Annotated in this window: 27 protein-coding genes; 15 read left to right on the top strand and 12 right to left on the bottom strand. The window is 41.1% G+C overall.

Annotated elements, in window-relative coordinates; all coding sequences use genetic code 11:
* Positions 1-102: 102 nt before the first annotated feature.
* The 6 genes from gluQRS (at position 103) to K5Q58_RS02655 (ending at position 5,634) form a co-directional block, all read left to right on the top strand.
* Positions 103-975 carry a tRNA glutamyl-Q(34) synthetase GluQRS gene (gene gluQRS, locus K5Q58_RS02680; RefSeq protein WP_220752256.1) on the top strand — a complete coding sequence of 291 codons (873 nt, stop codon included), beginning with the start codon at positions 103-105 and terminating at the stop codon, positions 973-975.
* 180 nt (positions 976-1,155) lie between these two features.
* On the top strand, positions 1,156-2,517 hold the full coding sequence (gene pcnB / locus K5Q58_RS02675) for a polynucleotide adenylyltransferase PcnB (RefSeq protein ID WP_259651209.1): 1,362 nt from the start codon (positions 1,156-1,158) through the stop codon (positions 2,515-2,517).
* A 2-nt stretch (positions 2,518-2,519) separates the two neighbouring features.
* Positions 2,520-2,999, top strand: a complete 480-nt coding sequence (folK, locus tag K5Q58_RS02670; RefSeq protein ID WP_220752254.1) for a 2-amino-4-hydroxy-6-hydroxymethyldihydropteridine diphosphokinase — start codon at positions 2,520-2,522, stop codon at positions 2,997-2,999.
* Between the two features lie 66 nt (positions 3,000-3,065).
* Complete coding sequence (panB, locus tag K5Q58_RS02665; RefSeq protein WP_220752252.1) at positions 3,066-3,860, top strand: 3-methyl-2-oxobutanoate hydroxymethyltransferase; 795 nt, start codon at positions 3,066-3,068, stop codon at positions 3,858-3,860.
* A gap of 104 nt (positions 3,861-3,964) precedes the next feature.
* The gene (gene panC / locus K5Q58_RS02660) at positions 3,965-4,810 is read left to right on the top strand and encodes a pantoate--beta-alanine ligase (RefSeq protein WP_220752250.1); all 846 of its coding nucleotides are present in this window, start codon (positions 3,965-3,967) and stop codon (positions 4,808-4,810) included.
* Between the two features lie 287 nt (positions 4,811-5,097).
* Positions 5,098-5,634, top strand: coding sequence for a DUF4124 domain-containing protein (locus K5Q58_RS02655; RefSeq protein ID WP_220752249.1), 537 nt, complete (start codon positions 5,098-5,100; stop codon positions 5,632-5,634).
* Between the two features lie 158 nt (positions 5,635-5,792).
* Here the strand turns inward: K5Q58_RS02655 and K5Q58_RS02650 are convergent, their stop codons facing one another.
* Complete coding sequence (locus K5Q58_RS02650; protein ID WP_220752247.1) at positions 5,793-5,990, bottom strand: YheV family putative zinc ribbon protein; 198 nt, start codon at positions 5,988-5,990, stop codon at positions 5,793-5,795.
* A 151-nt stretch (positions 5,991-6,141) separates the two neighbouring features.
* Here K5Q58_RS02650 and K5Q58_RS02645 point away from each other — a divergent pair, with 151 nt between their 5' ends.
* Both K5Q58_RS02645 and K5Q58_RS02640 read left to right on the top strand, forming a co-directional pair.
* Positions 6,142-8,052, top strand: a complete 1,911-nt coding sequence (locus K5Q58_RS02645; protein ID WP_220752245.1) for an ABC transporter ATP-binding protein — start codon at positions 6,142-6,144, stop codon at positions 8,050-8,052.
* Between the two features lie 216 nt (positions 8,053-8,268).
* Entirely contained in the window at positions 8,269-8,727 is a 459-nt protein-coding gene (locus tag K5Q58_RS02640) for a DUF2390 domain-containing protein (RefSeq protein WP_220752243.1), read from the top strand.
* 91 nt (positions 8,728-8,818) lie between these two features.
* Here K5Q58_RS02640 and arsJ read toward each other — a convergent pair whose 3' ends face one another.
* From arsJ to K5Q58_RS02615, 5 genes are all read right to left on the bottom strand, one after another.
* Entirely contained in the window at positions 8,819-10,042 is a 1,224-nt protein-coding gene (gene arsJ / locus K5Q58_RS02635) for an organoarsenical effux MFS transporter ArsJ (RefSeq protein WP_220752241.1), read from the bottom strand.
* 55 nt (positions 10,043-10,097) lie between these two features.
* Positions 10,098-11,114 (bottom strand): ArsJ-associated glyceraldehyde-3-phosphate dehydrogenase, encoded by a 1,017-nt coding sequence (locus K5Q58_RS02630; protein WP_220752239.1) that lies wholly within the window; start codon positions 11,112-11,114, stop codon positions 10,098-10,100.
* Between the two features lie 63 nt (positions 11,115-11,177).
* A complete protein-coding gene (locus K5Q58_RS02625; protein ID WP_220752237.1) occupies positions 11,178-11,516 on the bottom strand; it encodes a metalloregulator ArsR/SmtB family transcription factor in 339 nt (112 codons plus the stop codon).
* Positions 11,517-11,827: 311 nt separating this feature from the next.
* Positions 11,828-13,417, bottom strand: coding sequence for a GMC family oxidoreductase (locus tag K5Q58_RS02620; RefSeq protein WP_220752235.1), 1,590 nt, complete (start codon positions 13,415-13,417; stop codon positions 11,828-11,830).
* 41 nt (positions 13,418-13,458) lie between these two features.
* Positions 13,459-13,959: a TAT leader-containing periplasmic protein gene (locus tag K5Q58_RS02615; RefSeq protein WP_220752233.1), complete on the bottom strand. Its 501-nt coding sequence runs from the start codon at positions 13,957-13,959 to the stop codon at positions 13,459-13,461.
* A gap of 154 nt (positions 13,960-14,113) precedes the next feature.
* On the opposite strand from K5Q58_RS02615, the gene K5Q58_RS02610 reads away from it, so the two are divergent.
* The 3 genes from K5Q58_RS02610 (at position 14,114) to K5Q58_RS02600 (ending at position 16,380) form a co-directional block, all read left to right on the top strand.
* Positions 14,114-15,076, top strand: coding sequence for a hydrolase (locus tag K5Q58_RS02610; RefSeq protein WP_220752231.1), 963 nt, complete (start codon positions 14,114-14,116; stop codon positions 15,074-15,076).
* An 18-nt stretch (positions 15,077-15,094) separates the two neighbouring features.
* Positions 15,095-15,349, top strand: coding sequence for a YheU family protein (locus K5Q58_RS02605; protein WP_220752230.1), 255 nt, complete (start codon positions 15,095-15,097; stop codon positions 15,347-15,349).
* A 155-nt stretch (positions 15,350-15,504) separates the two neighbouring features.
* The gene (locus K5Q58_RS02600; RefSeq protein WP_220752228.1) at positions 15,505-16,380 is read left to right on the top strand and encodes a phosphoribulokinase; all 876 of its coding nucleotides are present in this window, start codon (positions 15,505-15,507) and stop codon (positions 16,378-16,380) included.
* A gap of 296 nt (positions 16,381-16,676) precedes the next feature.
* Here the strand turns inward: K5Q58_RS02600 and K5Q58_RS02595 are convergent, their stop codons facing one another.
* Positions 16,677-17,096: a hypothetical protein gene (locus tag K5Q58_RS02595; protein ID WP_220752226.1), complete on the bottom strand. Its 420-nt coding sequence runs from the start codon at positions 17,094-17,096 to the stop codon at positions 16,677-16,679.
* 250 nt (positions 17,097-17,346) lie between these two features.
* Entirely contained in the window at positions 17,347-18,138 is a 792-nt protein-coding gene (locus K5Q58_RS02590; RefSeq protein WP_374758471.1) for a sel1 repeat family protein, read from the bottom strand.
* Between the two features lie 376 nt (positions 18,139-18,514).
* Between K5Q58_RS02590 and crp the strand changes: the two genes are divergently transcribed.
* From crp to K5Q58_RS02570, 4 genes are all read left to right on the top strand, one after another.
* A complete protein-coding gene (gene crp / locus K5Q58_RS02585) occupies positions 18,515-19,150 on the top strand; it encodes a cAMP-activated global transcriptional regulator CRP (RefSeq protein ID WP_055024942.1) in 636 nt (211 codons plus the stop codon).
* Positions 19,151-19,236: 86 nt separating this feature from the next.
* Complete coding sequence (locus tag K5Q58_RS02580) at positions 19,237-19,581, top strand: PepSY domain-containing protein (RefSeq protein WP_220752224.1); 345 nt, start codon at positions 19,237-19,239, stop codon at positions 19,579-19,581.
* On the top strand, positions 19,562-20,236 hold the full coding sequence (locus K5Q58_RS02575) for a response regulator transcription factor (RefSeq protein ID WP_102529218.1): 675 nt from the start codon (positions 19,562-19,564) through the stop codon (positions 20,234-20,236). The genes K5Q58_RS02580 and K5Q58_RS02575 overlap by 20 nt, the downstream gene beginning before the upstream one ends.
* Entirely contained in the window at positions 20,233-21,603 is a 1,371-nt protein-coding gene (locus K5Q58_RS02570) for an ATP-binding protein (RefSeq protein ID WP_220752223.1), read from the top strand. The genes K5Q58_RS02575 and K5Q58_RS02570 overlap by 4 nt, the downstream gene beginning before the upstream one ends.
* A gap of 161 nt (positions 21,604-21,764) precedes the next feature.
* Here K5Q58_RS02570 and K5Q58_RS02565 read toward each other — a convergent pair whose 3' ends face one another.
* The 4 genes from K5Q58_RS02565 to K5Q58_RS02550 form a co-directional block, all read right to left on the bottom strand.
* The gene (locus K5Q58_RS02565; RefSeq protein WP_220752221.1) at positions 21,765-22,565 is read right to left on the bottom strand and encodes a DUF1338 domain-containing protein; all 801 of its coding nucleotides are present in this window, start codon (positions 22,563-22,565) and stop codon (positions 21,765-21,767) included.
* 65 nt (positions 22,566-22,630) lie between these two features.
* Positions 22,631-24,091 carry a succinylglutamate-semialdehyde dehydrogenase gene (gene astD / locus K5Q58_RS02560; RefSeq protein WP_220752220.1) on the bottom strand — a complete coding sequence of 487 codons (1,461 nt, stop codon included), beginning with the start codon at positions 24,089-24,091 and terminating at the stop codon, positions 22,631-22,633.
* A 10-nt stretch (positions 24,092-24,101) separates the two neighbouring features.
* Positions 24,102-25,121 carry an arginine N-succinyltransferase gene (astA, locus tag K5Q58_RS02555; RefSeq protein WP_220752218.1) on the bottom strand — a complete coding sequence of 340 codons (1,020 nt, stop codon included), beginning with the start codon at positions 25,119-25,121 and terminating at the stop codon, positions 24,102-24,104.
* Positions 25,122-25,241: 120 nt separating this feature from the next.
* Positions 25,242-26,459, bottom strand: coding sequence for an aspartate aminotransferase family protein (locus tag K5Q58_RS02550; RefSeq protein WP_220752216.1), 1,218 nt, complete (start codon positions 26,457-26,459; stop codon positions 25,242-25,244).
* Between the last annotated feature and the right edge of the window lie 176 nt (positions 26,460-26,635).

Genomic DNA, 26,635 nt, shown 5'->3' with positions numbered 1-26,635 from the left:
TTCAAACTATTTTCCGATATCAGTATATTGGGCGAGATTATTCTCGCCCTTTGTTTTTGTATTTTTCCTATCGCTAAACTGATTTAAGCAAAAGGTATATCGGTGAACTCACCTCATTATATTGGTCGCTTTGCTCCATCACCTTCTGGCCCATTGCATTTCGGCTCCCTCATTGCTGCACTCGGAAGTTACCTTCGCGCAAAACATCAAAATGGAAAATGGTTGGTTCGTATTGAAGATATTGATCCTCCACGTGAAGTAAGGGGCGCAAGTCGTGACATTCTAGCGACGCTAGAAGCCTATGGATTATGTTGGGATGATCAAGAGTTATATCAAAGTCAGCGAACAGAAGTGTATCAAAATCAAATTGATATATTATTAAGTCATGATTTAGCCTACTTTTGCCAATGTACCCGTAAACAAATTGGCCAAATGGGCGGTGTATACGATAGTCGCTGCGGACAATTATCGACGCCACATAACCAAGGTGCTATTCGAATACGAAATAGTGCCAAAATAGATCAATTTGATGACTTATTAATGGGTAATGTGACAGTTAGTGAAAGTTTTGCTGGCGAAGATTTTATCATCAAACGCAGTGATGGTTTATACGCATATCAACTGGCTGTGGTTATCGATGACGCTTTTCAAGGCATTACAGAAATTGTCCGAGGTTGCGATTTACTCGAAACTAGCTGCAGACAACTCAGCATGAATAAAATTCTTGGTTTTTGTTCACCGAACTGGCTGCACTTACCCCTTGCCTGTACAAAACCCGGCTTTAAATTATCTAAACAAAATTATGCCAATGCCATTGATGTAAAACGGCCACAAGCCAGTATAAATGCAGCGTTGCAGTTTTTAGGGCAAGCACAAGTAGACACTGATCATGTGGATATCATGCTAAAACAAGCTTGCGAGCAATTTAGTATTACTGATATTCCTCAAGTATCTGAGATTCTGATAGCGCAGTGATATACTCATTAGCTTACAATTGGTATATCATAGCCGCCAGATTTTTAACCATTTTATTTTAACCATTAATCGTATCGTTCGAGGTGTATTATTTTTCGCCGTATTAGCCAATTCTGCAAACAACTGTTTGAAGACAATAAATCCACTCCAGTTATTGAGCCAGAAGCTCAGGATGACGGACTGCGCCTGGACATTGTCACCAGAGATGCCCATACAATATCTAGGCGTCAAATCAGTGAGAATGCACTCAAAGTCCTATACCGACTTAGCAAGTCTGGCTACAAAGCCTATCTAGTTGGCGGTGGTGTTCGCGATATACTTCTAGGCATGGAACCTAAAGATTTCGACGTAGTGACTAACGCTACCCCAGAAGAAATCAAAAAATTATTCCGCAACAGCCGTCTTGTGGGACGTAGATTTAGATTGGCCCACATTGTATTTGGTCGTGACGTCATTGAAGTTGCAACTTTCCGTGGCCATCACGGTGAAACTGACGACAAGATTTCAAAGTCCAATGCTGAAGGGCGCTTGTTACGTGACAACGTCTATGGCGAAATCGATGAAGATGCCGAGCGCCGTGACTTTACGGTAAACGCACTTTATTACGATATCAGTGATTACTCGATCCGCAGTTACGGCGGTGGCATCAGTGATTTAGATGCCAGAACCATTCGTTTAATTGGCGATCCTGAAACTCGTTACCGTGAAGATCCGGTACGTATGCTTCGTGCAGTGCGTTTTGCCACTAAACTTGATATGCAAATCGAGCCAAAAACAGCTGCGCCAATTAAAGAGTTAGCACCACTGCTAAAAGATATTCCTGCAGCAAGAATGTACGAAGAAGTACTGAAACTATTTTTTGCCGGTAAAGCACAAGCTAATTACGAAATGATGCGAGATTTAGGCTTATTTCAGCCATTATTCCCGCAAATTTCAGCACAAATCAAAGAGCAACCTAATGGCTATACAGCCAAAATGCTCAATGCCGTTATGAGCAACACCGATTTACGCGTTAGCCAAGATAAACCTGTGACACCAGCGTTCTTCTACGCAGCCCTGCTTTGGTACCCATTAAAGCAACGTGCTGATGATATAGCGCTTGAAAGTGGCTTAACCCATTACGATGCCCACGTGGCAGCTATGGGTGATGTGATGGAGCAACAATGTCGCACCATTAGCATTCCGCGTCGTTTTAGCACACCAGCTAAAGACATTTGGCAGTTACAATTACGTCTTGAACGTAGCCAAGGCACCCGTGCTTTTAAACTACTTGAGCATCCTAAGTTCCGTGCAGCTTATGATTTATTGCTACTTCGTGGTGAAGCAGAAGCTGGCAATATTGGTAAAATTGCCGCTTGGTGGAAGTCCTTTGTTGAAGCAGACGAACAAGAACGCTCTGAAATAGCTAAAAGCAGTAAAAAGGGCCCGAGTCGTAATCGCAATGCCCACCAGCGCAAGCGTCGCCGTCCAAACAAACCAAAAACAGATGCTTCAGGTGCACCGGAAGCCCAACCAGCCCCCAAAGCTGATAAAAAAGGTTAACCATGAGCACCACGGTATATGTGGCGTTAGGTGCAAACCTAAATGAACCAGTACAGCAAATTCATGATGCTGTACTGGCTTTAAAAAGCATAGCATTAGATTCTGCAGTGACTGTGTCGCCACTTTATCGTTCAGTCCCAATGGGCGACGTAGCACAACCCGATTACGTCAATGGTGTGGCACAATTTAACACAGAGCTTAAACCTCTTGCTTTACTCGATGCACTGCAAGAAATTGAAAATACTCAAGGCCGTGTCAGAGAAGTACGCTGGGGACCTCGTACACTGGATTTAGATATCTTGTTGTATGGAAAGCAAATCATCGATGAGCCTCGATTATCAGTCCCCCATTATGGAATGAAGCAGCGCAGTTTTGTTCTCATTCCTCTTGCAGATATTAATCAAGAGTTAATACTGCCTTGCAATACCGAATTAACAAGCTTAATTACCCGTGAGATGCGAGCTGAATTAGTTCAAATTTAATCAGCTTTTATGCCGTTGGCATCGCATATCCATTACTTGAATATGAATTGCTTCTAAGAGTTTATTATGTCAAAAGTCACTAGCTCAACCCTCATAAAATTCAAACAAGAAGGTAAGAAATTTACCGCACTCACCGCTTACGATGCCAGTTTTGCAGGTGCATTTGATAGTGAAGGCGTCGATGTTTTACTGGTCGGTGATTCTTTAGGTATGGTGCTTCAAGGTCACAGCGACACTTTACCTGTGACGGTTAATGACATTGCCTACCATACAGCCAGTGTTAACCGCGGCTGTCAACGTGCTCTGCTTATCGCTGATATGCCGTTCATGAGTTATGCCACTCCAGAGCAAACCATGGCCAATGCTGCAATTCTGATGCAAGCTGGCGCGACTATGGTCAAACTTGAAGGCGGAGAGTGGTTACTTGATAGCGTTAAAATGCTCACTGAACGCGGCATTCCAGTTTGTGCCCACTTGGGTTTAACCCCGCAATCAGTACATGTCTTTGGTGGTTTTAAAGTCCAAGGCCGTGAAGAAGATAAAGCACAACGAATGATTGATGATGCCTTAGCACTGCAAAATGCAGGCGCGCAATTACTTGTGGTTGAATGCATTCCTAGCTCTTTAGCTAAGCGTATCTCTGAAGCGTTAACCATTCCGGTTATTGGTATTGGAGCAGGCCGTGATACAGACGGACAAATCTTAGTCATGCATGATGTATTAGGGATCTCTAGTGGTTATATCCCTAAGTTCTCTAAGAACTATTTACAGCAAACCGGTGAAATTCGCTCAGCTGTAAAAGCCTATATTGAAGAAGTGGCCAATGGCACTTTCCCAGCTGATGAGCATTCTTTTAACTAAGAACTCCTTTACAACCATTGATAGCAAAAAAGCGTTTGATCTTGTGCAGCTTATTGTAGATAACTAAACGCTTTAAAATATATCGTACAACTAGGTAAATATTGATGATTACCACAGCGAACATTGCTGAAATCAGAGCTCAAGTAAAACAATGGCACATGCAAGGTGATACCGTTGCCTTTGTACCAACCATGGGGAACTTGCATAAAGGCCATATCACATTAGTGACAGAAGCCTTAAAGCGAGCTGACCATGTAGTCGTGTCTATTTTTGTCAATCCAATGCAGTTTGGCCAAAATGAAGATCTTGATGCCTACCCGCGTACATTAGCTGCAGACAGCGAAGCCCTAGTAAGTGCTGGCGCTGAATTACTGTTTACGCCAACGCCTGACATCATCTATCCTAAAGGCCTTGAGCAGCAAACTTTCGTTGAAGTGCCAAATATTGGCGATGAGTTTTGCGGTGCAAGTCGACCAGGACATTTTCGCGGTGTCGCAACAGTGGTTTGTAAACTGTTTAATATCGTTCAAGCTGATGTGGCAGTTTTTGGTCGTAAAGACTATCAACAGCTTATGGTGATTAAAGCCATGGCTGAAGATTTATCATTACCAATAAAGATTATTGGCATTGACACAATCAGAGAAGCATCGGGTTTAGCCATGAGCTCAAGAAACGGTTATTTAACCTTAGAGCAAAAGCAACAAGCTGCCGCCATTAAAAGGTGTATGGACAAGCTGGCTTCTGAGGTTACCAATGGCGAAAATATTGAGCAAAGTGAATCGCTTGCAGTAGATTTCTTAGTTAAATCTGGCTTTAAAATGGATTATTTATCCGTTAGAAATGCCACTAATTTAGCCCCTGTAACCAGCGAAGATAACAACCTAGTGATCTTAGTCGCCGCTTATTTGGGTAACACCCGCCTAATCGATAACCTCACCTTCACCCGCTAATCCATTCGCTATTCATGGTGTAAGACTTAGTCGATCGTGTACTAAGTCTTACATATTTAACGCAAAGTTACACAGTGACAATAAAAAATCTACTGTCAAAAAACTGGTTTTATCGTTAAAATTAAGCCATAGTAAATAAGTATATTAAACATTATTACTACAACCGACTATAATAATTCACAACCTACTAGTGCCAATGGATGTTGGCCCACTAGCGGTAACCATCTGATAAGCCTCTAACACTGGTGTTGAGGTAATATTAGAGAGACAAAAGGATCTGTGGCCGCATGCCAATTAGACTATTACTGACATTATTAATTGTATTTTTTATGGGGCCCAGTTATGCCTCAGCAAATACAATTTATAAATGTATGAAGGACAACAAAATTGCCTTCAGTCAAACTGTCTGTCCAAAAGAGTTTCGCCAGCATAAAATTGAATATCAATTGGGGATCACCACTGAAGTTGATTCAGATAAAATTGTCTTAAAAGAAGATCCACTGAAAGCACTGCTTAATAAGCAAACTATTTCTAAAGAAAAATTGATTCAATTACTTGATAGTGAAGTTTACCGACTCAAGCAAGAAAACAGTTACTTTGAAATTTTGCGCGCCAGTGAAATTCAAAAACTTGATCGTAACCGCTACTGGCACAAGAAAGAGAAAGATGATCCTGATTATGTTGAAGACTTATCTGAGATCAATAATCGTTTTGATGAATTAATGAAGAACAATCGGCACGTGATTATCGTACTGGTTGAACACAAAAATAAAATTCTTGCAGAAAGCGCTAATGATAGTGATTTAGCGAAAGAGGAAGGCTAAAATTGACGACGGTTTAGTTGTTTAGCCTTTTTATTCCTTTCTCATTCCCTCATTCTATTCCCTGAATATCTCAATCAATTCAAAGCTAAATCTAATGTTAATTCTCACATTAGCTACTCATACTTCTTATCCTGCAGACTCTAGTAAGAGTAAGCCTATTAATCAGGCTTAAATACCCCAATAACATTACCAGTGGCTTTTTCAGCCACTTTAGCTTCAGTTTGCTGTTCACGATAATCACAATCGGTACACTCAACGGTTTCAATGCCATTTTCTTTAAATAATTGAATACTGTCTTGAGCATGACATTTAGGACATTTAGCCCCAGCTACAAAGCGTTTTTTAATTTTGGTCATAATCTTATTATTGTTCTTCTATGCAATTGCTATATCAATAGCAGTATTTTGCCACGAATTGGCCAATCCAGTCTCGCTCTAGTGTTAAAAAAGTATCATTTACGCTATTATCGCTGCACTTTTTGTATTATCACCAATCAAGTTGCCATTCATGATCAACATCAGTCAAGCCCAGCTCATTCGCGGAACTAAAACCCTACTCGATGAAGCCAACCTCACCGTATATCCAGGCCATAAAGTCGGCTTAGTCGGCGCGAACGGTACTGGGAAATCTTCTTTACTGGCACTCATTTTAGGCAAGTTACAGTTGGATAAAGGTGAGTTTGGTTTACCTGCAGGATGGCAAGTGGCGACTGTAGCTCAAGAAACACCAGCTCTAGAAGTATCAGCTCTTGAATATGTACTTGATGGTGATATTGAATTTCGACAACTTGAAGCCCAATTAGCTAAAGCACAAGATGAAGATAATGGCCATGACATCGCCCTTATCCATGGCAAAATAGATGCAATCGGTGGCTATGCTATTCGTTCGCGCGGTAGCTCGCTGTTGGCTGGTTTAGGTTTTAGTGAGGCCGAGCAAAGTAATCCCGTTAAAAGTTTCTCTGGTGGTTGGCGAATGCGCCTTAACTTGGCTCAAGCCCTGTTATGCCGCTCAGATCTATTACTACTTGATGAACCAACCAACCATTTAGATTTAGATACCATGTATTGGTTAGAAGGCTGGATTAAAGCCTACCAAGGCACTCTGATATTAATCAGTCATGACCGAGATTTCATTGATGGAATTGTTGATGAAATTGTTCATGTTGAAAACGCTAAGCTCAATTACTACAAAGGTAATTACAGCTCATTTGAGCGTATTCGGGCAGAAAGACTCTCACAACAACAAGCCGCGTTCGAACGTCAACAAAAGGAACGTGCTCACATGCAGTCTTTTGTGGATCGTTTCAGATACAAAGCCAGTAAAGCTAAACAAGCACAAAGCCGCTTAAAAGCTTTAGAGAAAATGGCAAACCTGCTGCCTTCCCAAGTGGACAGTCAATTCCATATGGCTTTTCGTGAGCCAGATGCGCTGCCAAATCCGTTGGTCACCATGGAGAACGTATCGATTGGTTATGGTGACAAAACGATTTTAAGTGAGGTAAAACTCAACCTAGTACCGGGTGCTCGTATCGGTTTACTCGGCCGTAATGGTGCGGGTAAATCAACCCTCATTAAACTGCTTACAGGTGATCTTGAACCGAAAACGGGTAAATACCAACCAAATCCTGGGCTTAATATTGGTTACTTTGCCCAACATCAAATCGAATTTTTAAGTTTAGATGACACCCCATTGCAGCACTTAGTCCGCTTGGCGCCTAACGCCAAAGAACTGGAATTAAGAAGTTTCTTAGGCGGCTTTGGCTTTAATGGCGATATGGCTATGTCGGCAGTTAAGCCCTTCTCTGGCGGCGAAAAAGCACGTTTAGTATTAGCACTGTTAGTATGGCAAAAACCTAATGTACTGCTACTCGATGAACCTACCAACCACCTTGATTTAGAAATGCGTCACGCATTGACGATGGCACTGCAGACTTTTGAAGGTGCCATGGTTATTGTGTCACATGATCGACATCTTTTACGGTTAAGCTGTAGTGACTATTACCTTGTAGACCAAGGTGCTGTGAAGCCTTTCCAAGGCGATCTAGATGATTATCATCAATGGTTATTAGATGCTGCAAAAACGTCGCAATCTTCAGAAGCAAAAGATAACAATGTTAAGCCAGCCCTTGATAAAAAGCAGCAAAAGCGCATTGAGGCAGAGTTGAGACAAAAAGTGTCACCTCTACGTAAGCAACAAATTAAGCTCGAAAGTCAGCAGCAGAAGATAACCAGCCGTTTAGCTGAGCTTGAAATTGATTTAGCAGATGGTTCACTTTACGAGGCTGAAAATAAGGCTAAAATGACTAAAGTGCTTAATGAAAGAACCGAGCTCACTCAAGCTATGGATGAAAGCGAAATGACATGGCTTGAAATTCAGGAGCAAATTGAACTTATCGAGCAAGAGTTCACTCTGAGTTAAGCTGCGGAAGCTAGAGCTGAAACAAAACTGAGAGTGACATTAGCAACTCTCAGTGCTTTCCGAGGTATTAAACTGGTCAAGGAGTGAACCGTTCAATGTATAAAGCTTAACGTTTTATTGCAGCATAAACTGCTAAGAAGCAACAATTATAATACGTTACAAAACAGCTTATATTGATTTCAATTATATGGATATTACCTTTTAGGAGAAGGCTCTGTGCAACAATTTAACTCATTAATTTGGCGGGAGTGCGACAGTCACTACGCTTTAAATCCACTAAATTACATCAGTGTTCAAGACGACTACCAAGTTAATGTAAACCTATTATTGCTAGCTCAGTATTTAGATAAAAAAACTCATTATTTACCACTGGCACAATGGGAAACTTTAGCAGCAACGATTGAAGACTGGGACACTAAGGTAGTGACTCCATATCGTAAATTACGCAGACTAGCTAAATCTCACTTACAAGTGAGTGAATATCAGCAAATGTTAGATATTGAGTTGATGATGGAGCGTAAAACTCAGCAAATGCTATTAAAGAAGTTGAACCAATTTGAGTCAGAAGGGGTAAGTACCATTACCGATAATAATAATGATACTTACAACACAGACAATTATTTGTGCCTATTTGGTATCGATGCCGATTACTTTACTGAATTACAAAGCGCTTAACGCTGCAAATCGAATAAAACGTTTCTGCAGCTTATCTGTATTCACATAGTCAAAATAGTTCATCATGACAGTGTGTATTAACCGTTGTGTATTAACCATTGTGCTGCGGTAATCGAGTTGAAATTATAGCTGCAAGCGCAATCATCACAGTCGAGAGCCACAAACAAGCCTCGAGCCCATATTGTTGAAATACCCAACCTGACAACAGCGTACCTATCAGCCTGCCCATGGCATTAGCCATATAATAAAAGCCAACATCTAAAGACACGCCATCTTTATCGGCATAGCTCACTATCAAATAGCTATGCATCGAAGAGTTCACAGCAAACAAACCACCAAACAGCAATAAACCGCCAATCAACACAAGATGAATATACCAATCAGCTGCTAATGCCAATGCAATCATTGCAGGGATAATTGCTAACACCGCCGCCCACACAAAAGCACTTTTACCATCAGGTACTTTGCCTTGCTTCTTACCGGTAAAGTAAGGGGCAAAAGATTGCACTGCGCCATAAGCGATAACCCAAAGCGCTAAAAAGCCACCTACATACCAATGATCCCAGCCAAATTGACTAGCAAGAAACACCGGTAGCGCAACCACAAACCACACATCTCTTGCGGCAAATAAAAACAACCGTGCAGCAGATAAATAGTTGATGGTACTACTTTTAGAAAATATCTCGGTAAACTTGGGTTTAGCTGTCGCTTTTCCTAGTTGGCTTTTTAAGGTTAAAACACTAAATACCCAAACTAGCAACAACGCCACAGCCATGATCAAAATAGCGATTTGAAAACCAAATAGACTTAATAAAGCGCCACCTAAGAAAAAGCCCACACCTTTGAGTGCATTTTTAGAGCCAGTAAGAATAGCAACCCACTGGTATAACGTACCTTCAGCACCAGCAGGCACCAATGTCTTAATCGCGCTTTTGGCGCTCATTTTATTCAAGTCTTTGGCTATACCAGATAAAGCCTGAGCTGCCATAACCCATACAACGGTTAACCATGTTGTAGGGACTAACAACATTGATAATGCAATTACTTGCATTCCAAGACCAATGTTCATGGTCCGATTTAACCCTACTCTTGCTCCTAGCCAGCCACCAACCAAGTTAGTGACGACACCAAAGATTTCGTAGAATAAAAACAGCATCGCAATTTCAATTGGGCTAAAACCTAGCCCATGAAAATGCAGTACCACCAGCATGCGCAAGGCACCATCTGTCAGTGTAAAAGCCCAGTAATTACCCGTCACAATTAAGTATTGTTTAATTTCAGTGGGCAAATTTGCCAGTTTAGCCACAAAAGACATCGCTACAACCTTATATCACTCAGCACATACTGATTTAATGAATTTAACTCAATGATTAAGCGTCTGCTTTATCTTGTAAGCCTACTAAACGCATGAGTTCAGCGGTGCGATTGGCATAACCCCACTCATTGTCATACCATACGTACAGCTTCACTTGAGTGCCATTTACAACCATGGTCGATGGAGCATCAATCACACCTGAGCGTGGATCAGTTTTATAATCAATAGACACTAAAGGTCTGGTTTCAAAACCAAGTACACCATCTAGATCGCCTGCAGCAGCCTCGCTGAGTAATTGGTTCACTTCAGCTTCCGTGGTTTCACGACTTACTTCAAATACACAATCAGTAATTGAAGCATTCGCTAGCGGAACACGGATAGCGTGACCATTTAAGCGACCTTTAAGCTCTGGAAAAATATGGGTAATGGCGGTCGCAGAACCTGTTGTCGTTGGAATTAAGCTCATACCGCAAGCCCGAGCGCGGCGTAAGTCTTTATGGGGCGCATCGAGAATAGTCTGGGTATTAGTGATATCGTGAATGGTTGTCATTGAACCATGAACAATACCTAATGATTCGTGAATCACTTTAACGACTGGCGCTAAACAGTTGGTTGTACAAGATGCTGCGGTAATAATTGGGTGAATAGCTTTATCATAATCTTGATGATTCACGCCCATAACCACATTTAACACGCCATCTTCTTTAACTGGTGCAGTAACAACAACACGTTTCACGCCTTGATCTAAATAAGCTTGTAGCTTTGCCTTGGTTTTCATTTTACCTGAGGCTTCAATCACCACATCACAACCTGACCAATCAGTATCGGCAATCGATTTGTTGGCAGTACAAACAATCTTATGACCATTCACTTCAATGATATTGTCAGTAGCAACGGCTTCATGTGCCCAGCGTCCATGAACTGAGTCAAAATTAACTAAGTGAGCGAGTGTAGTAGCGTCACCTGCAGGGTCATTGATATGTACAAATTCGACATCATCCCAATCAAATGCTGCACGAAAAGATAAACGTCCCATACGGCCAAAACCGTTAATTCCTACTTTAATTGTCATAACTCAACCTTTGTCTTGGTATTACCATTTTAAATAAATTGATTTCTTTTAAGCATCTAGCATCTAGCATCTATTACAGTTGGGTCTGTTGACCATGTCAGCTAGTCGCTTTACATAAGGTTCAATAGATAACTTATTGCCAAATGCAGTCTGAATGACAACGTCTTTAGCCCACTGTGGTAACGTGTCATTAAGGCGGTAAAACACCCATTGCCCGTGCCTTCTGTCGGTTAATAGGCCTTCTCTGCGCAACAAAGCTAAGTGTCGTGACACCTTTGGCTGGCTATCATCAAGTGCCGCCATTAACTCACAAACACACAACTCTTTATTGAGCGAGATTAGAATTAAACTCTTTAATCGAGTCTCATCAGCTAAACATTTAAAGAACACGCAGGCTTTCATGGGTAACCTCTTTAATCCCCCACCGTTCTTTTGATTCATTAGCCTGATTTAAATAGTGCAGCATTGATATATCACTGACTAAGAACGCTCAGAATAAAAAAAACGGTGACGACATTTTGCAATGAAAAGATACGCGACAAAGATATACGCAAAAGCGAATATATGCAATTACATATATATACAAAAGCTCATATTTAATAAAAATGTCATAAAACTGAGTGATTTTTGTCTGGTTTCTAATAGCAAAAAACCGACTGGTTACAGTCGGTTTATAAAGTTTAGCTTAGTTACATTTTCAGCTATTTTTATTACTAGGTTTTAGCAGTTAAACGTTCAGCAAGTAAGGTCGCATTTCTTGCGACTATGCCATAAATAGATAATTGTGGATTAGCACCTAGGCTGGTTGGAAACATAGAGCCATCCATCACTGATAAGTTTTCAAAATAATGAGATTGACCTTCACTGTTGATCATCGACAGCGCTCTATCTTCACCCATTGCACAACCGCCCATGACATGTGCTGAGGCAACAATGGTTTTAAGTAGACCAATATCCATAGTATTAATCGTTTCTTTAGCTTGCGCCCAGTTAAGCTGCATCTCAACACCATCGTTAATTGGCAACACTTTTTTAGCACCAGCAGCAAATTGCAATTCAGCCATAGTGGCAAAAGCACGTCTTGCAGTATCCCAAAAAGGTTGTTCCAGTGGATAATCGAGCGAAAACCCTCTATCAGTGAGCCTAACTTGACCACCAGGGCTTTGGTTTGAGTAGCCGTCTCTGACTAGTGCTATCATCACTTGCAGGTTATTAAAATGGCTCATTAACTCTGCATGACTTCGGCCGTAACCTATAGTTTTCGAAGCAATCAGCACTGGATGAATTGGCGGCACTTCAAGCTTATAACCCATCTCGCCCGCTGCACCATCTCGCCACACGAACTCATCTGAGTATATCGATTGCGGCGCGCCGCTATGACCATCAATTTGTTTATCAAAAATACTGCCTGACAGTAGGGTAGGATGTAAAAAAGTCTTACCGAGTAGTTTATGTGGATCAGGCGTGTTAGCGCGCATTAAAATAGTCGGCGTATGAATTGCACCAGCGCTTAAAATGTAGTGTTTAGCGCTGAAAGTCAGTGTAGCTGCGCTTGAGCTGCTCGATTGCGCTTTAGCCGACAGGCCTGCAACTTTATCCCCTTTATGTTTTAAATCAATCACTTTGGCATTCGAGATTAAGGTTGCACCTTGCTCTAACGCACTGGGGATTGTGGTCACTAACATTGACTGTTTAGCATTTACCGGGCACCCCATACCGCAGTAGCCAGTATTCCAACAGCCTTTCACATTGCGCTTAATGACAGTGTAATCCCAACCCAGTTTCTCACAGCCTTCCTTTAAAGCGGCATTATTCAAATTAGGCTGAAACTGCCATTCACTAATATTAAGTCTGGTTTCCATTTTTTCAAACCAAGGCTTTAATGACTCGGCAGATAGTCCTGTTACAGACTTTTCTTTTTCCCAAAAATCTAATGCGTTACTTGGCGTTCTGATTGAAGTCGTCCAGTTAACAGTCGTTGACCCACCAACACTTCTACCTTGAAATATGCCAATACCTTTATCTGAAGTTTTCATTGCTGCAGCTTGTTGGTATAAATCAGGATAAGCTTTTCGTTCTTCCATATTAAAGTCACTAGAAGATTTCAATGGTCCACCTTCAACCATAATGACACTGAGTCCAGCTTCAGTGAGGATTTCAGCAGCTGTGCCGCCGCCAGCCCCTGTGCCAACTATCACTACATCAGCTTCAAAGTGTTGATTCTCAGTGAGTTGATTAGCATCTATGTGCTGCCAACCCGCAGCTAAACCAGTGGTAATCGGATCAATGATATTTGCAGCCATTTGTTACTCCAGAATTAATATTTTTTGAAAATACAAACAGCTTAGGCATCTAAAAAAGTAGGCTTAGCGTAATGAAGGCGTCCCCAATGCTCGGGGCAAGCGTAATAACTAGATATGATGAGTTCTCGCAGACCTATATACGCAGTTTGCATCATCTCAAGAAAATGATGTCGCCAATGTTCTAACATTTCATTTAACTGCTCAGGCGTTCTTAACATCAGCGGTGTAATACTACTGGTGAGGATCAGCAAGCCAAACCTTGACTCAAGCATCGTCAGTAATTGCTCTAACTCTTGCTTTTGGTGCTCAGGCAATACACTGATGGTTTGATTGATCGCGTTTATGGTTCTATTAAGAAATGCTTCGCGGTAGTTAGCAACCTCAGGTAGCGCACCATCCATAAAAACGGGTATTAGCACACCAAATAATAGACGGTGGGTATCATCAGGACTGTCAGTCACTTCAGGGGTATATAAACTCACCCCTAATGCGAGCGCAGCTGTACCAGTAAACGCACCGGTTAAAAAGGTTCTTCTTTTCATTGTTATCCCTTTTCTATTATTGATTTCCGTTAGTGCAAAGCAAAACTCAAAATGCCGCATTTGTTGCCATAAAAGCATCTATGGTAAAGTGAACTCAACCAACATTTAAACACACGTTTGAATATTAACAAACTATTGCATATAAAATACCCATATGAAAAAGCTTTTCTCTCCACCATGGTGGGCTGCAAGTGCCCATATTCAAACGATTTTACCCGTATTTTTCAAAGTGGACAAACCAGCAGTTTCTAGACAGCGACAAGAGCTACCTGATGGTGATTTCATTGATTTAGATTGGGTAGGAGAAGCTATTAACGGTCAAGCGATTCTAGTCATTTTGCATGGTCTTGAAGGTAGTAGTGACTCTCACTATGTTCGTCGAATGCTACAAACTGCCAAAGATAATAGCCTATGCGCTGTGGTACATCATCATCGTAGTTGCTCTGGCGAACCTAATCGACTAGCACGTAGTTATCATAGCGGCGATACCCAAGATATTCACTTCACCCTCACCCAGTTAAAGCAACAATATCCCGATTCACCATTATATGCAGTTGGTTATAGTCTCGGCGGTAATGTCTTAGCTAAATATCAAGGTGAACAAGGAAGCAACAGCCTGTTAGAAAAAACCATAATCGTGTCTGCGCCGTTATGTCTAGCTGCTTGCGCTAAAAAGTTAGAAAACGGCTTCTCAACCGTGTATCAACAGCATTTAATTAAACAGCTACAAGGTAAAATGCAGGCAAAAGTGGCTGAAGCGCAATTAACGAGCGACATGCCTGTTACTGCCAAAGAAATTGATAACTTAACAACCTTTCATCTATTTGATGATAAAGTAACAGCCCCGCTGCATGGATTTAGTGATGTTTTTGATTACTATACACGGGCAAGTGGTAAACCATTTTTAAAGCATGTTAAGAAGTCGACATTAGTCATTCATGCTCAGGACGATCCCTTTATGACTGATGCAGTTATCCCGTCGAACGCAGAATTATCTGAACATGTTCAATATGAGCTTCATAAAAATGGTGGGCATGTAGGCTTTATCTCAGGTGGCGTACCTTGGAAACCAACTTTTTACCTAGAATCCCGCATCATTCAATTTATTAAAAGTTAAGTTATTAAGAGTTAATTTATGCTAATTCCATACGAAGCACTGCTGCAATTGCCACAAGAAACCCTCAACAACCTGATTAAAGAGTACTTATTAACTCAGGTAGAAGACGGCTCCTTTGGCCAATTAGACGATCATCAGATTGAAGCAGCTATTGAGAAATGTAAACAATCTCTCAAACAAGGTGAACTCAAAGTTGAATTCAGCGAGGAAGACGAATCAATTGCTATAAGACATAAAGATCAAATCATTTACCCGACGGTAGAGGCCGATTAACATTGTAAGATTGACCTCAATCGATTCACCCCGTATAAATAGAGTCTGTTTTTCTTCAAGTTTAATCATGAAAGTGTTAACGATGAGCAGAACGATAAAACACTGAACTGTCTCAGTTATTTAGCTAATTTTCACGTTTGATCTAGGTAGGATAAATGTCAACAAAACATCCCATAATTGCTGTTACTGGTTCCTCTGGAGCTGGCACAACAACAACGACAACTGCATTTACTCATATCTTTCGTCAACTCGGCATCAATGCTGCCTTTATCGAAGGTGATAGTTTTCACAACTTCACCCGTGCAGAAATGGAAGTTTTGATCCGTAAGTCTCAAGCTGAAAATCGTAATATTAGCTATTTTGGCCCAGAGGCCAATAACTTTGTCAAACTTGAAGAGTGCTTTCAAAGTTACTCAGACACGGGCCAGGGCCAAACCCGCAGCTATTTACATACCTTTGATGAAGCAGTGCCATTTAACCAAATGCCTGGGACTTTTACCCAATGGCACCCACTGCCAGAAAACACCGATATGCTTTATTATGAAGGTTTGCATGGCGGCGTTGTCACCGAAGATGCTAATGTCGCTAAGCATGTTGATTTGCTTATTGGCATGGTACCGATTGTCAATTTAGAATGGATTCAAAAGATCATTCGAGATACTTCCGATAGAGGCCATAGCCGCGAAAAGGTGATGGGCTCAATTGTTCGCAGCATGGATGATTATATTAAACATATGACACCGCAATTTTCGCGAACGCACATCAACTTCCAGCGCGTACCGACAGTTGATACTTCTAACCCATTTAGCGCCAAAGATATTCCTAGTCTAGATGAAAGCTTCGTTGTTATTCGTTTTCGCGACATTAATAATGTCGACTTCCCGTATTACCTCAGCATGATTGAAGGTTCATTCATGTCCCGAGTAAACACCTTAGTGGTTCCTGGCGGAAAGATGTCATTAGCAATGGAGTTAATCTTAACCCCATTAATTAAAGAACTCATGCATAAAAAAGCCGCGGAAAACGCCTAAATAAATGATTATGCTTATGTATTAGGACAGAAAAGAGCGCTATTATCAGCATTAGAACGAGGTGCATATTTACGGTAAATAAGTTGTTACTGTTTAAGCTTGGTTTAAGCCATGGCCTATATCATTCTCGTTATCGGGACTTCAGGCGAAAGAACGATAGTTGATGTGCTCATGGGTGTTAATTCCCCCATCTTTATCTGTTAGCGCACTTGGGCATATCAGCAAACCCCTTTTTAATCCCCTTAGCAATTTAAAACGTTGTAAATCAAGCTTAACATCGTTAAGTTCACTCACCGCTAGTTGAGTGATACTAACAACAGCTTTATATCAGCCCGAACGATATCCACCTGTTCTATAATTTCATTTGCAGCTATTTCATTTTCAGCCATATCTTGCCACTGATTTGACCACACTTGAGTTAATTGCTTTGACGACTTAATAACAGATACTCCTGTCAAACTACTTAAGTCCTCAATCAAGCCGACCTTCACCCATCCGACTCTTGGACTGCCTAGTTTTAGGTCTTGATCATAGTGAGCGGTATAAACCAATTGTTGCAGCTGCGCCAACTCCAATAGCATTTCAAAACAGGCCGTTCTCACATTACTATTATGTTCGGTAATTTCCATCCGCCACACATTGTACGAAAAGCCCATAAGCGAAAATAATAAGCTGAAGATAACGGTTAGTTGATATAGTTTTAGTCTTTGATTCATCCTATACCCCTATAAGCGAAATGAACCACAAGCATAAATTCGGTGTAGAGTTCATCCTTAATCTCTATCAAGCATAGGCAACAAATGCGTGATCGGGAAAATCTGTTAAGAAATAATATAGATAAGCTGAATTTGGGTTAGATAAATAGAAAGGTTATTGCGGTTACAAAAGCAAAAAACGGCCAAGTGGCCGTTTGATGATTAATACTAAGTAGCCAATTAATATTAGCTAATAAGATCAAACTTACGCTTAATTCATTAACGGAATAATTTCACGATATGCTTGACCTTGACGGTATTGTTCAAGACGCATATTAAATTCGTCACTGAGGGCAACTTCAGGATCTTGCTTCAGTGCCTCAATCGCTTTTTGCTGCGTATCAACAGCTAATTCAAACTCACCCATTTCGGCATAACCAGCCGCTAGGTTGTCTAAATTGGTAGGGTCATTAGAATCACGCTCAAGTAATTTTAACGCTAACTCTACAGCTCTTGAACCATCTCGATACTGTGCTTCTGGGCAAGTGGCTAAAATCCAAGCCACATTACCTAGTGCAATAGTGTCACCTACTTGGTTGAACTGCTCTAATGCCTTGCCACAATTACGCTCAACACCATCGCCACCAGCTGAATAAATAAAACCTAAACGAAAATGTGCCCGTTGGTCACCATGCTGAGCCAAGGTTTGATACCACTGCTCAGCAACTTCTAAGTTTCTTGGTAATAACTTACCCTCGAATGATAAGTCTGCAATGGTTTGCTGGGCTTTAATATGATCTTGCAGTGCAGCTTGTTCGACCCAATAAAGGCCTTGTTCAGTATCTTGTTCGACAAATCTACCAGCCAAATTCATTAACCCTAATAAAAACTGGGCATCAGCATTGCCATCAGCGGCTCTTAACTGAATATGAACCAGTTTGGATTCTGCTTGAGATTCTACTGAGGCAGGGATAGAAAAAGCATGAGCAGGCTGAGTAGCACTACCAAGCATAAATAATGAGCATGCAAGCCCTACATTTAATAGCTTTTGAGAATATTTCAAATCAACCCCTACGACTTTACTTCACTTTGATAATCGAATTAACAATAACTATCAATTGGCCCTTTTACAATAATTGAAACCAGTTTAAATCTGCAAATTAATGTAAATTAACCCATCTAAAGCACAAAAAACACACAAAATATGTATTTTTTAGTAGCTTAAGTACTTGCCAAATAATTTAACAGCCACTAAATTAGATTGACATAGTTACCTAAAGTAGCAAAAATAAATCTTTAATTTAATAAGTTAATAGTGCCTTTGTAGCATTTTTCATAATGTTAAACTCGATCTTCATCAAGGTTTTGCTGCTACAAGTCAAGTACAATTACTTTATTAGATAGTCCTTACTTTCATTTTATCAATCGAGGAAATAAACATGGCTCTGATTGGCAAGCCTAAACCTGATCCAACTTTGGAGTGGTTTCTTTCACACTGTCACATCCATAAATACCCAGCGAAAAGCACCTTGATACATGCAGGTGAAGAGTCTGATACGCTTTACTACATAGTAAAGGGTTCAGTCGCTGTATTGATTAAAGATGAAGAAGGTAAAGAGATGATCCTTTCTTACCTTAATCAAGGTGATTTCATCGGTGAACTTGGTTTATTCGAAGAGCAAGCAGAACGTACTGCTTGGGTTCGAGCAAAACAACCATGTGAAATTGCAGAAATTTCTTACAAAAAATTCAAGCAACTGATTCAGGTTAACCCTGAAATCCTAATGAAGCTTACTGCTCAAATGGCTTACCGCTTGCAAAGCACTAGCCAAAAAGTAGGTGATTTAGCATTCTTAGACGTTGCTGGAAGAATTGCGCAAACATTATTACATCTAGCAAAACAGCCTGATGCAATGACTCACCCTGATGGCATGCAAATTAAGATCACTCGTCAAGAGATTGGTCAGATTGTAGGTTGTTCGCGTGAAACCGTTGGCCGTATTTTAAAAATGCTTGAAGAACAGAACCTTATTCAAGCACACGGTAAAACTATAGTCGTATATGGAACGCGTTAAGTTAAGCTTCAGCTTGATTTAAGAGTAATTAATTAAAGTGATAATTAGTCAATCTAATTATCACTTTTTTTATGGGAGTCGTTCCAATGAGGCTGCTGCCAGCGTTTTGTTTCAGTTTATTTGCATTTACTCTCACTCCAGTATCAAATGCAATAACAAACGAGCTTCAACATGATGAAGTTCAGCGCTTGGTCACATCTGGTAGCATTCGGTCACTTGATTATTCCCTTACTTTACTTGCACAATACTGTCATGGTGAATTAATTGATGCCAGCCTCTATCAAGAGGATGATAAATGGCGTTATGATTTACAATTGAAGTTAAAAAAAGGGCATGTTGTCCATTTAAATATCGATGCAACAAATGGAATGCCAGAGTCTATTGACCAACTACCAAGTGAATGCCGAATAAATGAAACTGTTACTCGTTGAAGATAATACCCTTTTAGTTGCTGAACTTGAAAAACAACTTAAACAAGCAGGCTACGTCACCGACGTGACTGATAAAGCTGTTGAAGCAGACTATCTGATTAAAGAAACCCAATACGACTGTGTTATTTTAGACATTGGCTTGCCTGATGGTAATGGCTTAACGCTAGTACAATCTTGGCGTGAAAAAGGCATTGATACACCGGTTATCATGCTGACAGCTCGTAGCCAGTGGCATGAGAAAGTTGAAGGTTTCAATGCTGGCGCTGATGACTACCTTGGCAAACCTTTCCACGCTCAAGAGTTATTAGCCCGAGTTCAAGCCCTTATACACCGTGCCCATGGCCGGTTAAATACCTCTTCGAAGCAATTGAGCTATGGTGGTATTACGTTAGATGAAGCTGAACAAAGAGTACATATTGGTGAGAACCATTTTGAGCTCACGGCAATGGAATTCAGATTATTGAAAATCTTCCTAATGTCGCCTAAAAAGTTACTCTCAAAAGCCCAACTGACTGACAAGCTATACCAATTTGATGATGAAAAAGAGTCAAATGTCGTTGAAGTCTACGTTACTCATTTACGTAAGAAGCTCGGTAAAACGGCTATTGAAACTCGTCGTGGTCAAGGATATATCTTTCACGGCATAGTGGAATGATATCAATCCGCAGTAAACTAAGCTTATGGCTTAGTGCGCTCATTATTATTGCAACCGTCATTGGGCTCATATTGTTTGAGTCCATGCTGCGTCAAGCCTTCCACGACTCCATTATTAATCGCCTTGAAGAAGATTTAGAACACATCATTTTGGCCAGTCATATTAATGCTGGTGAAATCATCATCGACCAGAATGAGCTTTCAAGCTTTTATAAACCCGCATATTCCGGGCGCTACTTTCAATTTAACTCAGAAAGCCAAGTTATTCGCTCTCGCTCCCTCTGGGATGTCCAACTCGATATTGAACTACTTCAGCAAAACCAAACTCGAGTGTGGCAAGCTAAAGGGCCTAAAAATAATGACATGCAGTTATTATCCATAGGTATAGGTTCCACTAGCGGTGAAAAAATCGCAACCCTAACCGTTGCACAAGATTTGAGTATTGGTAGGCGAGTGTTCAGCGAGGTGTTTGGCACTAAACTAGCAATAAATATTGCCATGTTACTGGCAATGATTTGCGGTATTTTTATCATCATCAGACAATCATTTAAACCAGTTAAGTCTATTCAAGACTCTTTGGCCAAACTGCGACAAGGTGAAATTAACTCTCTGGAAATTAATCAAATTCCAGTAGAAATAAAACCCTTAGCAGAAACCTATAACGAGTTATTAGATTATACAGCCAATCAAATTGAGCGAAGCCGCAATAATCTCGGCAATTTAAGTCATGGCTTAAAAACTCCACTTGCAGTCATGCAGCAACAAGTTGAAGTATTAGGGTTATCAAACCCTGAAACCGCCGAAGCGATGCAACAGCAGCTCGACCAAATCCGTAATATGATTGAACGAAAACTCGCAGCAGCAAGAATTACTGGCGACATGCTCCCAGCGGCACAAATGGTCATTCCGAGAGACTTTGAAGCACTCATCAGTACCTTGGACAAGGTACATCATCATAAGCGGATTGACTGTGCAGTGAACATTCTTGCTGATATCAGCCGTCTGCCCATTCATCGAGAAGATGGTATGGAATTATTTGGTAACTTACTTGATAACGCTTATAAATGGGCTGAATCGAGCATTTATGTCGATATCAACGTGTCTGATATTAGTCATCGCCAAACACTCAATCTCACTATCGAAGATGACGGCCCTGGTGTAAATGATGATCAACTCAGCCAGTTAACAAACCGAGGAAAACGATTAGATGAGGCTGTAGTAGGCCATGGGCTTGGCTTATCCATCGTAAAAGAGATTATTGAGCAGTATGGTTACAATTTGACATTTAACCGTTCTGAACGCTTAGGCGGCCTTAGAGTGACGATTGAATTTACTAATCCCAAAGTAAAAACTAACGTAGTTAGCTAATCTAGAGCGACTTCAAACTAAAAAAACCTGAACAACTCATATATCATGAGTTGTTCAGGTTTTTTTGATCATCACATTAGGTGGCTTTAACTTTAATAAAGCTGACTAGTATTTTTAACGTTAATGGAACACCAGTAATACCGAAGCCCTATCAACTTGATTTAGCCAGCCGCGTTGGTGCTTTCAAAAATCTTATCGGCAGAAGCAGCAACAAAACCGGTATACAAATTGCCATCAGCCATTGGATAACGACGAGCAAACTCATAGAAGCAAGTCGGAATTTCTAATTCACCATCTTCAAAGCTCACCATCATTCTGTCAGCCATTGTTGAAGACTGCTCAAGTAACACTTCAGCAGACCCTTTCACTTCACCGCCCGAGGTATTCAATTTAAAGCCAGCGCCTTTTAGGGCATCATTTACCGCTTCAATTTGCTCAAATTCAGGCAAGGCATTAATCGAAACAGTGAAGTGGTTGGCACGATAACCAATAGCGGCAACCCAAGCAGCATATTCACTTTCAGCTAACAGCGTTTTATAGTCCGCTAGGTTTACGTTCCAGTGACGGCCTGAATAAAGGAAGTTATCCGCTTTCGTAGCAGCAACTTCAACTTGCTCAATCAAACCATGGATAATAGCTTGAGCTTCTGCACTAAACTCTTCAACTAACAACTCAGAAATAAACACTTTAGGTTGATTCGCATCAGGATGCTCAAAGTGTTTTGCAATGAGCTTCTTTTGTTCAAAGTTGTAATCACCACAAGCCACATAACCAATAGATTCAAAATGTTCAGCTAACACTGACAAGTTCACTTTAGCAATATTGAACGTTCTCAAAGCAATATGATCGTTTATGATCGGCTCACCTTTGCTAAGTAACTGATGTATGCTGTCTGCTGATGGTGTCATATTGATGTAGTCTTGCCATAAAGCAGCAAATAAAGCATTTACGTCGGTATGCATAATAAAATCCTTCTTTATAAAAAAGGCAATGACTGAGTCATTGCCTTTGCAGAGTCATGGTTATGTTAGATTGAAAGCCCTGGGCTTAAGTTAGCTGGTAAACTCACACTGTCAGCTTCAACAGAAGCAACAGGATAAGCACAGTAATCAGCAGCATAGAATGCACTTGCGCGATGATTACCTGAAGCGCCAACACCACCAAACGGCGCTGAACCAGAAGCACCAGTAATCTGCTTATTCCAGTTAACAATACCGGCGCGAATACGTGCTAAGAAGTAATCATAATCTTCACGACTATCGGCTAAAATACCAGCAGACAAGCCATAACGAGTGTTATTGGCCATATCAATGGCTTGATCGAATTCTTGATATCTCACTAACTGCAACAATGGGCCAAAGTATTCTTCATCTGGCAACTCTGCAATTTCAGTCACATCAATTAACCCAGGAGAAACTAGGCCTGTTCCCGCTTCAACATGAGTTAACTCAACTAAAGATTGTCCGCCAAGGGCTTGTAGCTCAGCTTGAGCTGCAACCATGCCTTTCGCAGCGCCTTCTGAAATCATGGAGCCCATAAATGGTTGCGGTTGAGCATTCCAGCTTCCTACTTTAATTTGCTTAATCGCAGCAATTAACTGCTCAATTAAAGCATCACCAGCAGCGCCTTGTTCGATATAAAGACGACGAGCACAAGTACAACGTTGACCAGAAGAAATATATGCCGACTGAATAATGTCGTGAACAGCCGCTTTTGTATCTTTAACATCTTTAATGATTAATGGGTTATTACCACCCATTTCAAGCGCTAAGATTTTACCTGGGTGCCCTGCATATTGTTGATGCAGCAAATGACCAGTACGAGAACTACCAGTAAAAAACAAACCATCAATTTGCGGATGAGAAGCCAGCGCCTTACCCGTTTCTAGTTCGCCTTGAACAAGGTTAATTACCCCTTGTGGTAAACCAGCTTTATCCCAAAGTTTTAGCATTTCTTCGGCAACTTTTGGGGTCAACTCTGATGGCTTAAATACAACCGTGTTACCCGCAAGCAGTGCAGGAACAATATGACCATTAGGCAAATGACCTGGGAAGTTATAAGGGCCAAATACAGCAACAACACCATGTGGTTTATGACGTAATACCGCACGCCCAGCCGGAATATCGTTAGTTTCAGTACCAGTACGCTTATCGTGAGCAGCAGCAGATAGTCCGATTTTACCAATCATTGCACCAACTTCAGTAGCAGTTTCCCACTGCGGCTTACCCGTTTCTTGAGCAATCACTTCAGCAAGTTCAGCTTTGTTTGCTTCAAGCTCACTGCGGTAAGCTTCAACAATAGCTAAACGAGCATCATAACCCAGCATGAACCAATCAAATTGCGCTGCACGAGCAGCATCTATTGCCGTATTAACCTGTGCTGCAGTAGCTGTTTTACCACTCCAGATAACCTCACCGTTAGCTGGATTAACTGATGTTACTTCATGACCTTCGCCATTAGACCATTGGCCTTTAATAAATTGTGTCATTTGTGCTGTCCTAAAGTTCTAGTACGCGAATTTTGTCGCCATTTGCCACTTTCAATGCTTCTGCCAACTCTGGGCTTAGCGTGACTTTGTCATGCTTATCTGACACCTTTATTTTTGCTGCTGTCGCGCGGTAATCCGCGAGCAATGTATTGGCAACAATGTACTGGTGATCTGCATGTGGCATTTTTCCGATAGTCACCGTGAGTTCTCTGCTTTGCTGAACAGAACGAATATCGTTCAGTGCACACTCAACTGTTGGACCACCGTCAAAAATATCAACGTAATTTCTAAATTTAAAGCCTTCTGCTTGAAGCAGTTTCAATGCTGGTTTGGTGTTGCGATGAACTTCACCAATCACCTTCTGCGCTTTTTTAGGCAGTAGGCAAACATGAATTGGGCTTCGCGGCATCATTTCAGCCATAAAAGCTTTTTTGCCAAGACCTGATAAATAATCAGCTTCAACAAAGTCGATACCGAGGAAATGATCTTGTAACCATTCATAAAAAGGCGAATCGCCCTTTTCATCACTCACACCGCGCATTTCTGCAATAACAGTGCTACCGAAACGTTGTGCATGTTGCGCTAAAAACAAAAAGCGAGAACGTGACAGCATGCGGCCGTTATAACCGCGGCGGTATTCTTTGTTCAAAAATAAAGTGCACAATTCTGCTGCGCCAGTGTAGTCATGGCACAGGGTCAGAGTTTCTACTTCATTACGAACTGAGATTTGCTTTGAATGATAAACTTCAGTACCTAAACGGTAATGATAAAAGGCATCTTCCATTCCAACAGCCGCTTCAATACCACAGGTACCGACAACTTCATTGGTTTTCAGATCTTCAAGCACCATCAAATAACCTTCATCGAAAGGTTTTTCAACTTGCTTGGAAAAAGAGGCTTCTGCACGAGCGATTTTCGATCGCAATAGCTCTTCATTGACTGGCAAGGAAGTAAATCCATGTCCAGACTCAACAGCTACCTTGTATAGAGCATCGTAATCACTGGCTCGAATTGGTCGAATGATTAGCATCAAACTCTCCTAAATAACACCATATAAAATCAAGCATTCAACCCACTAGGTTCAAACACTTAACTCCATTGGTTACCCAAACAAAAAAGCGCAACCATAATAGCTGCGCAATCTTATCAATTAACCTGCTACTACTTTAGCTACAGCACGTTCAAAACGCGCTAAACCTTCAGCGATATCAGCTTCTGGGATCACAAGAGAAGGAGCAAAACGTACAACGTTAGCACCAGCAATCAGACTCATTAAACCTTCTGCAACGGATGCAACTAGGAAGTCACGGCTACGACCAGCGTATTGCTCGTTTAATACTGCGCCAAGTAACATACCTTGACCACGTACTTCTTCAAATACATTATATTTTGCGTTAATAGCAGCTAAACCATCACGGAATAACTGTTCACGATGCTTAACGCCATTAAGTACTTCTGGCGTGTTAACCACATCCATTACAGCATTACCAATAGCACAAGCTAGTGGGTTACCACCGTATGTAGAACCGTGAGTACCAATTTTTAAATGTGTTGCAATTTTTGCAGTCGTTAGCATTGCTGCAATTGGGAATCCACCGCCTAACGCTTTAGCGCTAGTTAAAATATCAGGAACGATATCTGTACCCATGTAAGCAAATAACTCACCAGTACGACCAACACCTGTTTGTACTTCATCGAAGATAACTAACGCGTCATGCTTGTCAGCTAAAGCACGTACCGCTTTTAGGAATTCTGGATCACCATTGATGATACCGCCTTCACCTTGAAGAGGTTCAAGCATGATGGCGCATGTGTTGTCAGAGATTACTGCTTCTAATGCAGCAATATCGTTAAAAGGTACATGAGTAACACTTTGTGGTTTAGGGCCGAAACCGTCAGAGTAAGCCGCTTGGCCACCAACAGTTACAGTGAAGAAAGTACGGCCGTGGAATGCTTTATCAAATGCAATGATTTGATCTTTTTGCGGGCCATGGTTTTCAAGTGCGTAACGACGGGCAAGCTTTAGTGCAGCTTCGTTAGCTTCTGCACCTGAGTTTGCAAAATATACACGTTCTGCAAATGTTGCATTAACTAACTTTGTAGCCAACTCTAATGCTGGTTCATTAGTCATAACATTTGAAAGATGCCAAAGTTTTTCACCCTGCTCTTTAAGCGCGCCAACTAATGCTGGGTGACAATGACCTAAACAGTTCACCGCAATACCACCAGCAAAGTCAATAAACTCGTTGCCTTGTTGATCCCATACTCGGCTACCTTCACCGCGAACAGGAATTACTGCTGCAGGCGCATAATTAGGCACCATGACTTCATCAAATTGGGCACGTGTTAAGTTCATTTCAACGCTCATTACTTTTCGTCCTTTGGTTATTAAGTGATTTTAAAATCACTCTATTCCGCTGTCTGTATTGATTTTGATTTAGTATCGCAGCGGTTGCTTGTCTAACTTGAAGGACATTATTAGCTAAAATGTGATCAAAATACCAGTTTTTAGCTGTTAACTATTCATTACTTAAATGATTAGTG

Origin of the sequence: Shewanella sp. KT0246, assembly GCF_019654955.1 — a bacterium.
Taxonomy (GTDB): Bacteria; Pseudomonadota; Gammaproteobacteria; order Enterobacterales; family Shewanellaceae; genus Shewanella; species Shewanella goraebulensis.
This window is presented reverse-complemented; position numbering and strand designations above follow the sequence as displayed.

What these genes read in the sequence shown, in the direction of transcription:
- folK (WP_220752254.1), top strand. Translation starts at nt 2,520, where the DNA reads ATGAGCACCACGGTATATGTGGCGTTAGGTGCAAACCTAAATGAACCA.
- panB (WP_220752252.1), top strand. Translation starts at nt 3,066, where the DNA reads ATGTCAAAAGTCACTAGCTCAACCCTCATAAAATTCAAACAAGAAGGT.
- panC (WP_220752250.1), top strand. Translation starts at nt 3,965, where the DNA reads ATGATTACCACAGCGAACATTGCTGAAATCAGAGCTCAAGTAAAACAA.
- K5Q58_RS02655 (WP_220752249.1), top strand. Translation starts at nt 5,098, where the DNA reads ATGCCAATTAGACTATTACTGACATTATTAATTGTATTTTTTATGGGG.
- K5Q58_RS02650 (WP_220752247.1), bottom strand. Translation starts at nt 5,990, where the DNA reads ATGACCAAAATTAAAAAACGCTTTGTAGCTGGGGCTAAATGTCCTAAA.
- K5Q58_RS02645 (WP_220752245.1), top strand. Translation starts at nt 6,142, where the DNA reads ATGATCAACATCAGTCAAGCCCAGCTCATTCGCGGAACTAAAACCCTA.
- arsJ (WP_220752241.1), bottom strand. Translation starts at nt 10,042, where the DNA reads ATGTCTTTTGTGGCTAAACTGGCAAATTTGCCCACTGAAATTAAACAA.
- K5Q58_RS02630 (WP_220752239.1), bottom strand. Translation starts at nt 11,114, where the DNA reads ATGACAATTAAAGTAGGAATTAACGGTTTTGGCCGTATGGGACGTTTA.
- K5Q58_RS02625 (WP_220752237.1), bottom strand. Translation starts at nt 11,516, where the DNA reads ATGAAAGCCTGCGTGTTCTTTAAATGTTTAGCTGATGAGACTCGATTA.
- K5Q58_RS02620 (WP_220752235.1), bottom strand. Translation starts at nt 13,417, where the DNA reads ATGGCTGCAAATATCATTGATCCGATTACCACTGGTTTAGCTGCGGGT.
- K5Q58_RS02615 (WP_220752233.1), bottom strand. Translation starts at nt 13,959, where the DNA reads ATGAAAAGAAGAACCTTTTTAACCGGTGCGTTTACTGGTACAGCTGCG.
- K5Q58_RS02610 (WP_220752231.1), top strand. Translation starts at nt 14,114, where the DNA reads ATGAAAAAGCTTTTCTCTCCACCATGGTGGGCTGCAAGTGCCCATATT.
- K5Q58_RS02605 (WP_220752230.1), top strand. Translation starts at nt 15,095, where the DNA reads ATGCTAATTCCATACGAAGCACTGCTGCAATTGCCACAAGAAACCCTC.
- K5Q58_RS02600 (WP_220752228.1), top strand. Translation starts at nt 15,505, where the DNA reads ATGTCAACAAAACATCCCATAATTGCTGTTACTGGTTCCTCTGGAGCT.
- K5Q58_RS02595 (WP_220752226.1), bottom strand. Translation starts at nt 17,096, where the DNA reads ATGAATCAAAGACTAAAACTATATCAACTAACCGTTATCTTCAGCTTA.
- crp (WP_055024942.1), top strand. Translation starts at nt 18,515, where the DNA reads ATGGCTCTGATTGGCAAGCCTAAACCTGATCCAACTTTGGAGTGGTTT.
- K5Q58_RS02580 (WP_220752224.1), top strand. Translation starts at nt 19,237, where the DNA reads ATGAGGCTGCTGCCAGCGTTTTGTTTCAGTTTATTTGCATTTACTCTC.
- K5Q58_RS02575 (WP_102529218.1), top strand. Translation starts at nt 19,562, where the DNA reads ATGAAACTGTTACTCGTTGAAGATAATACCCTTTTAGTTGCTGAACTT.
- K5Q58_RS02570 (WP_220752223.1), top strand. Translation starts at nt 20,233, where the DNA reads ATGATATCAATCCGCAGTAAACTAAGCTTATGGCTTAGTGCGCTCATT.
- K5Q58_RS02565 (WP_220752221.1), bottom strand. Translation starts at nt 22,565, where the DNA reads ATGCATACCGACGTAAATGCTTTATTTGCTGCTTTATGGCAAGACTAC.
- astD (WP_220752220.1), bottom strand. Translation starts at nt 24,091, where the DNA reads ATGACACAATTTATTAAAGGCCAATGGTCTAATGGCGAAGGTCATGAA.
- astA (WP_220752218.1), bottom strand. Translation starts at nt 25,121, where the DNA reads ATGCTAATCATTCGACCAATTCGAGCCAGTGATTACGATGCTCTATAC.
- K5Q58_RS02550 (WP_220752216.1), bottom strand. Translation starts at nt 26,459, where the DNA reads ATGAGCGTTGAAATGAACTTAACACGTGCCCAATTTGATGAAGTCATG.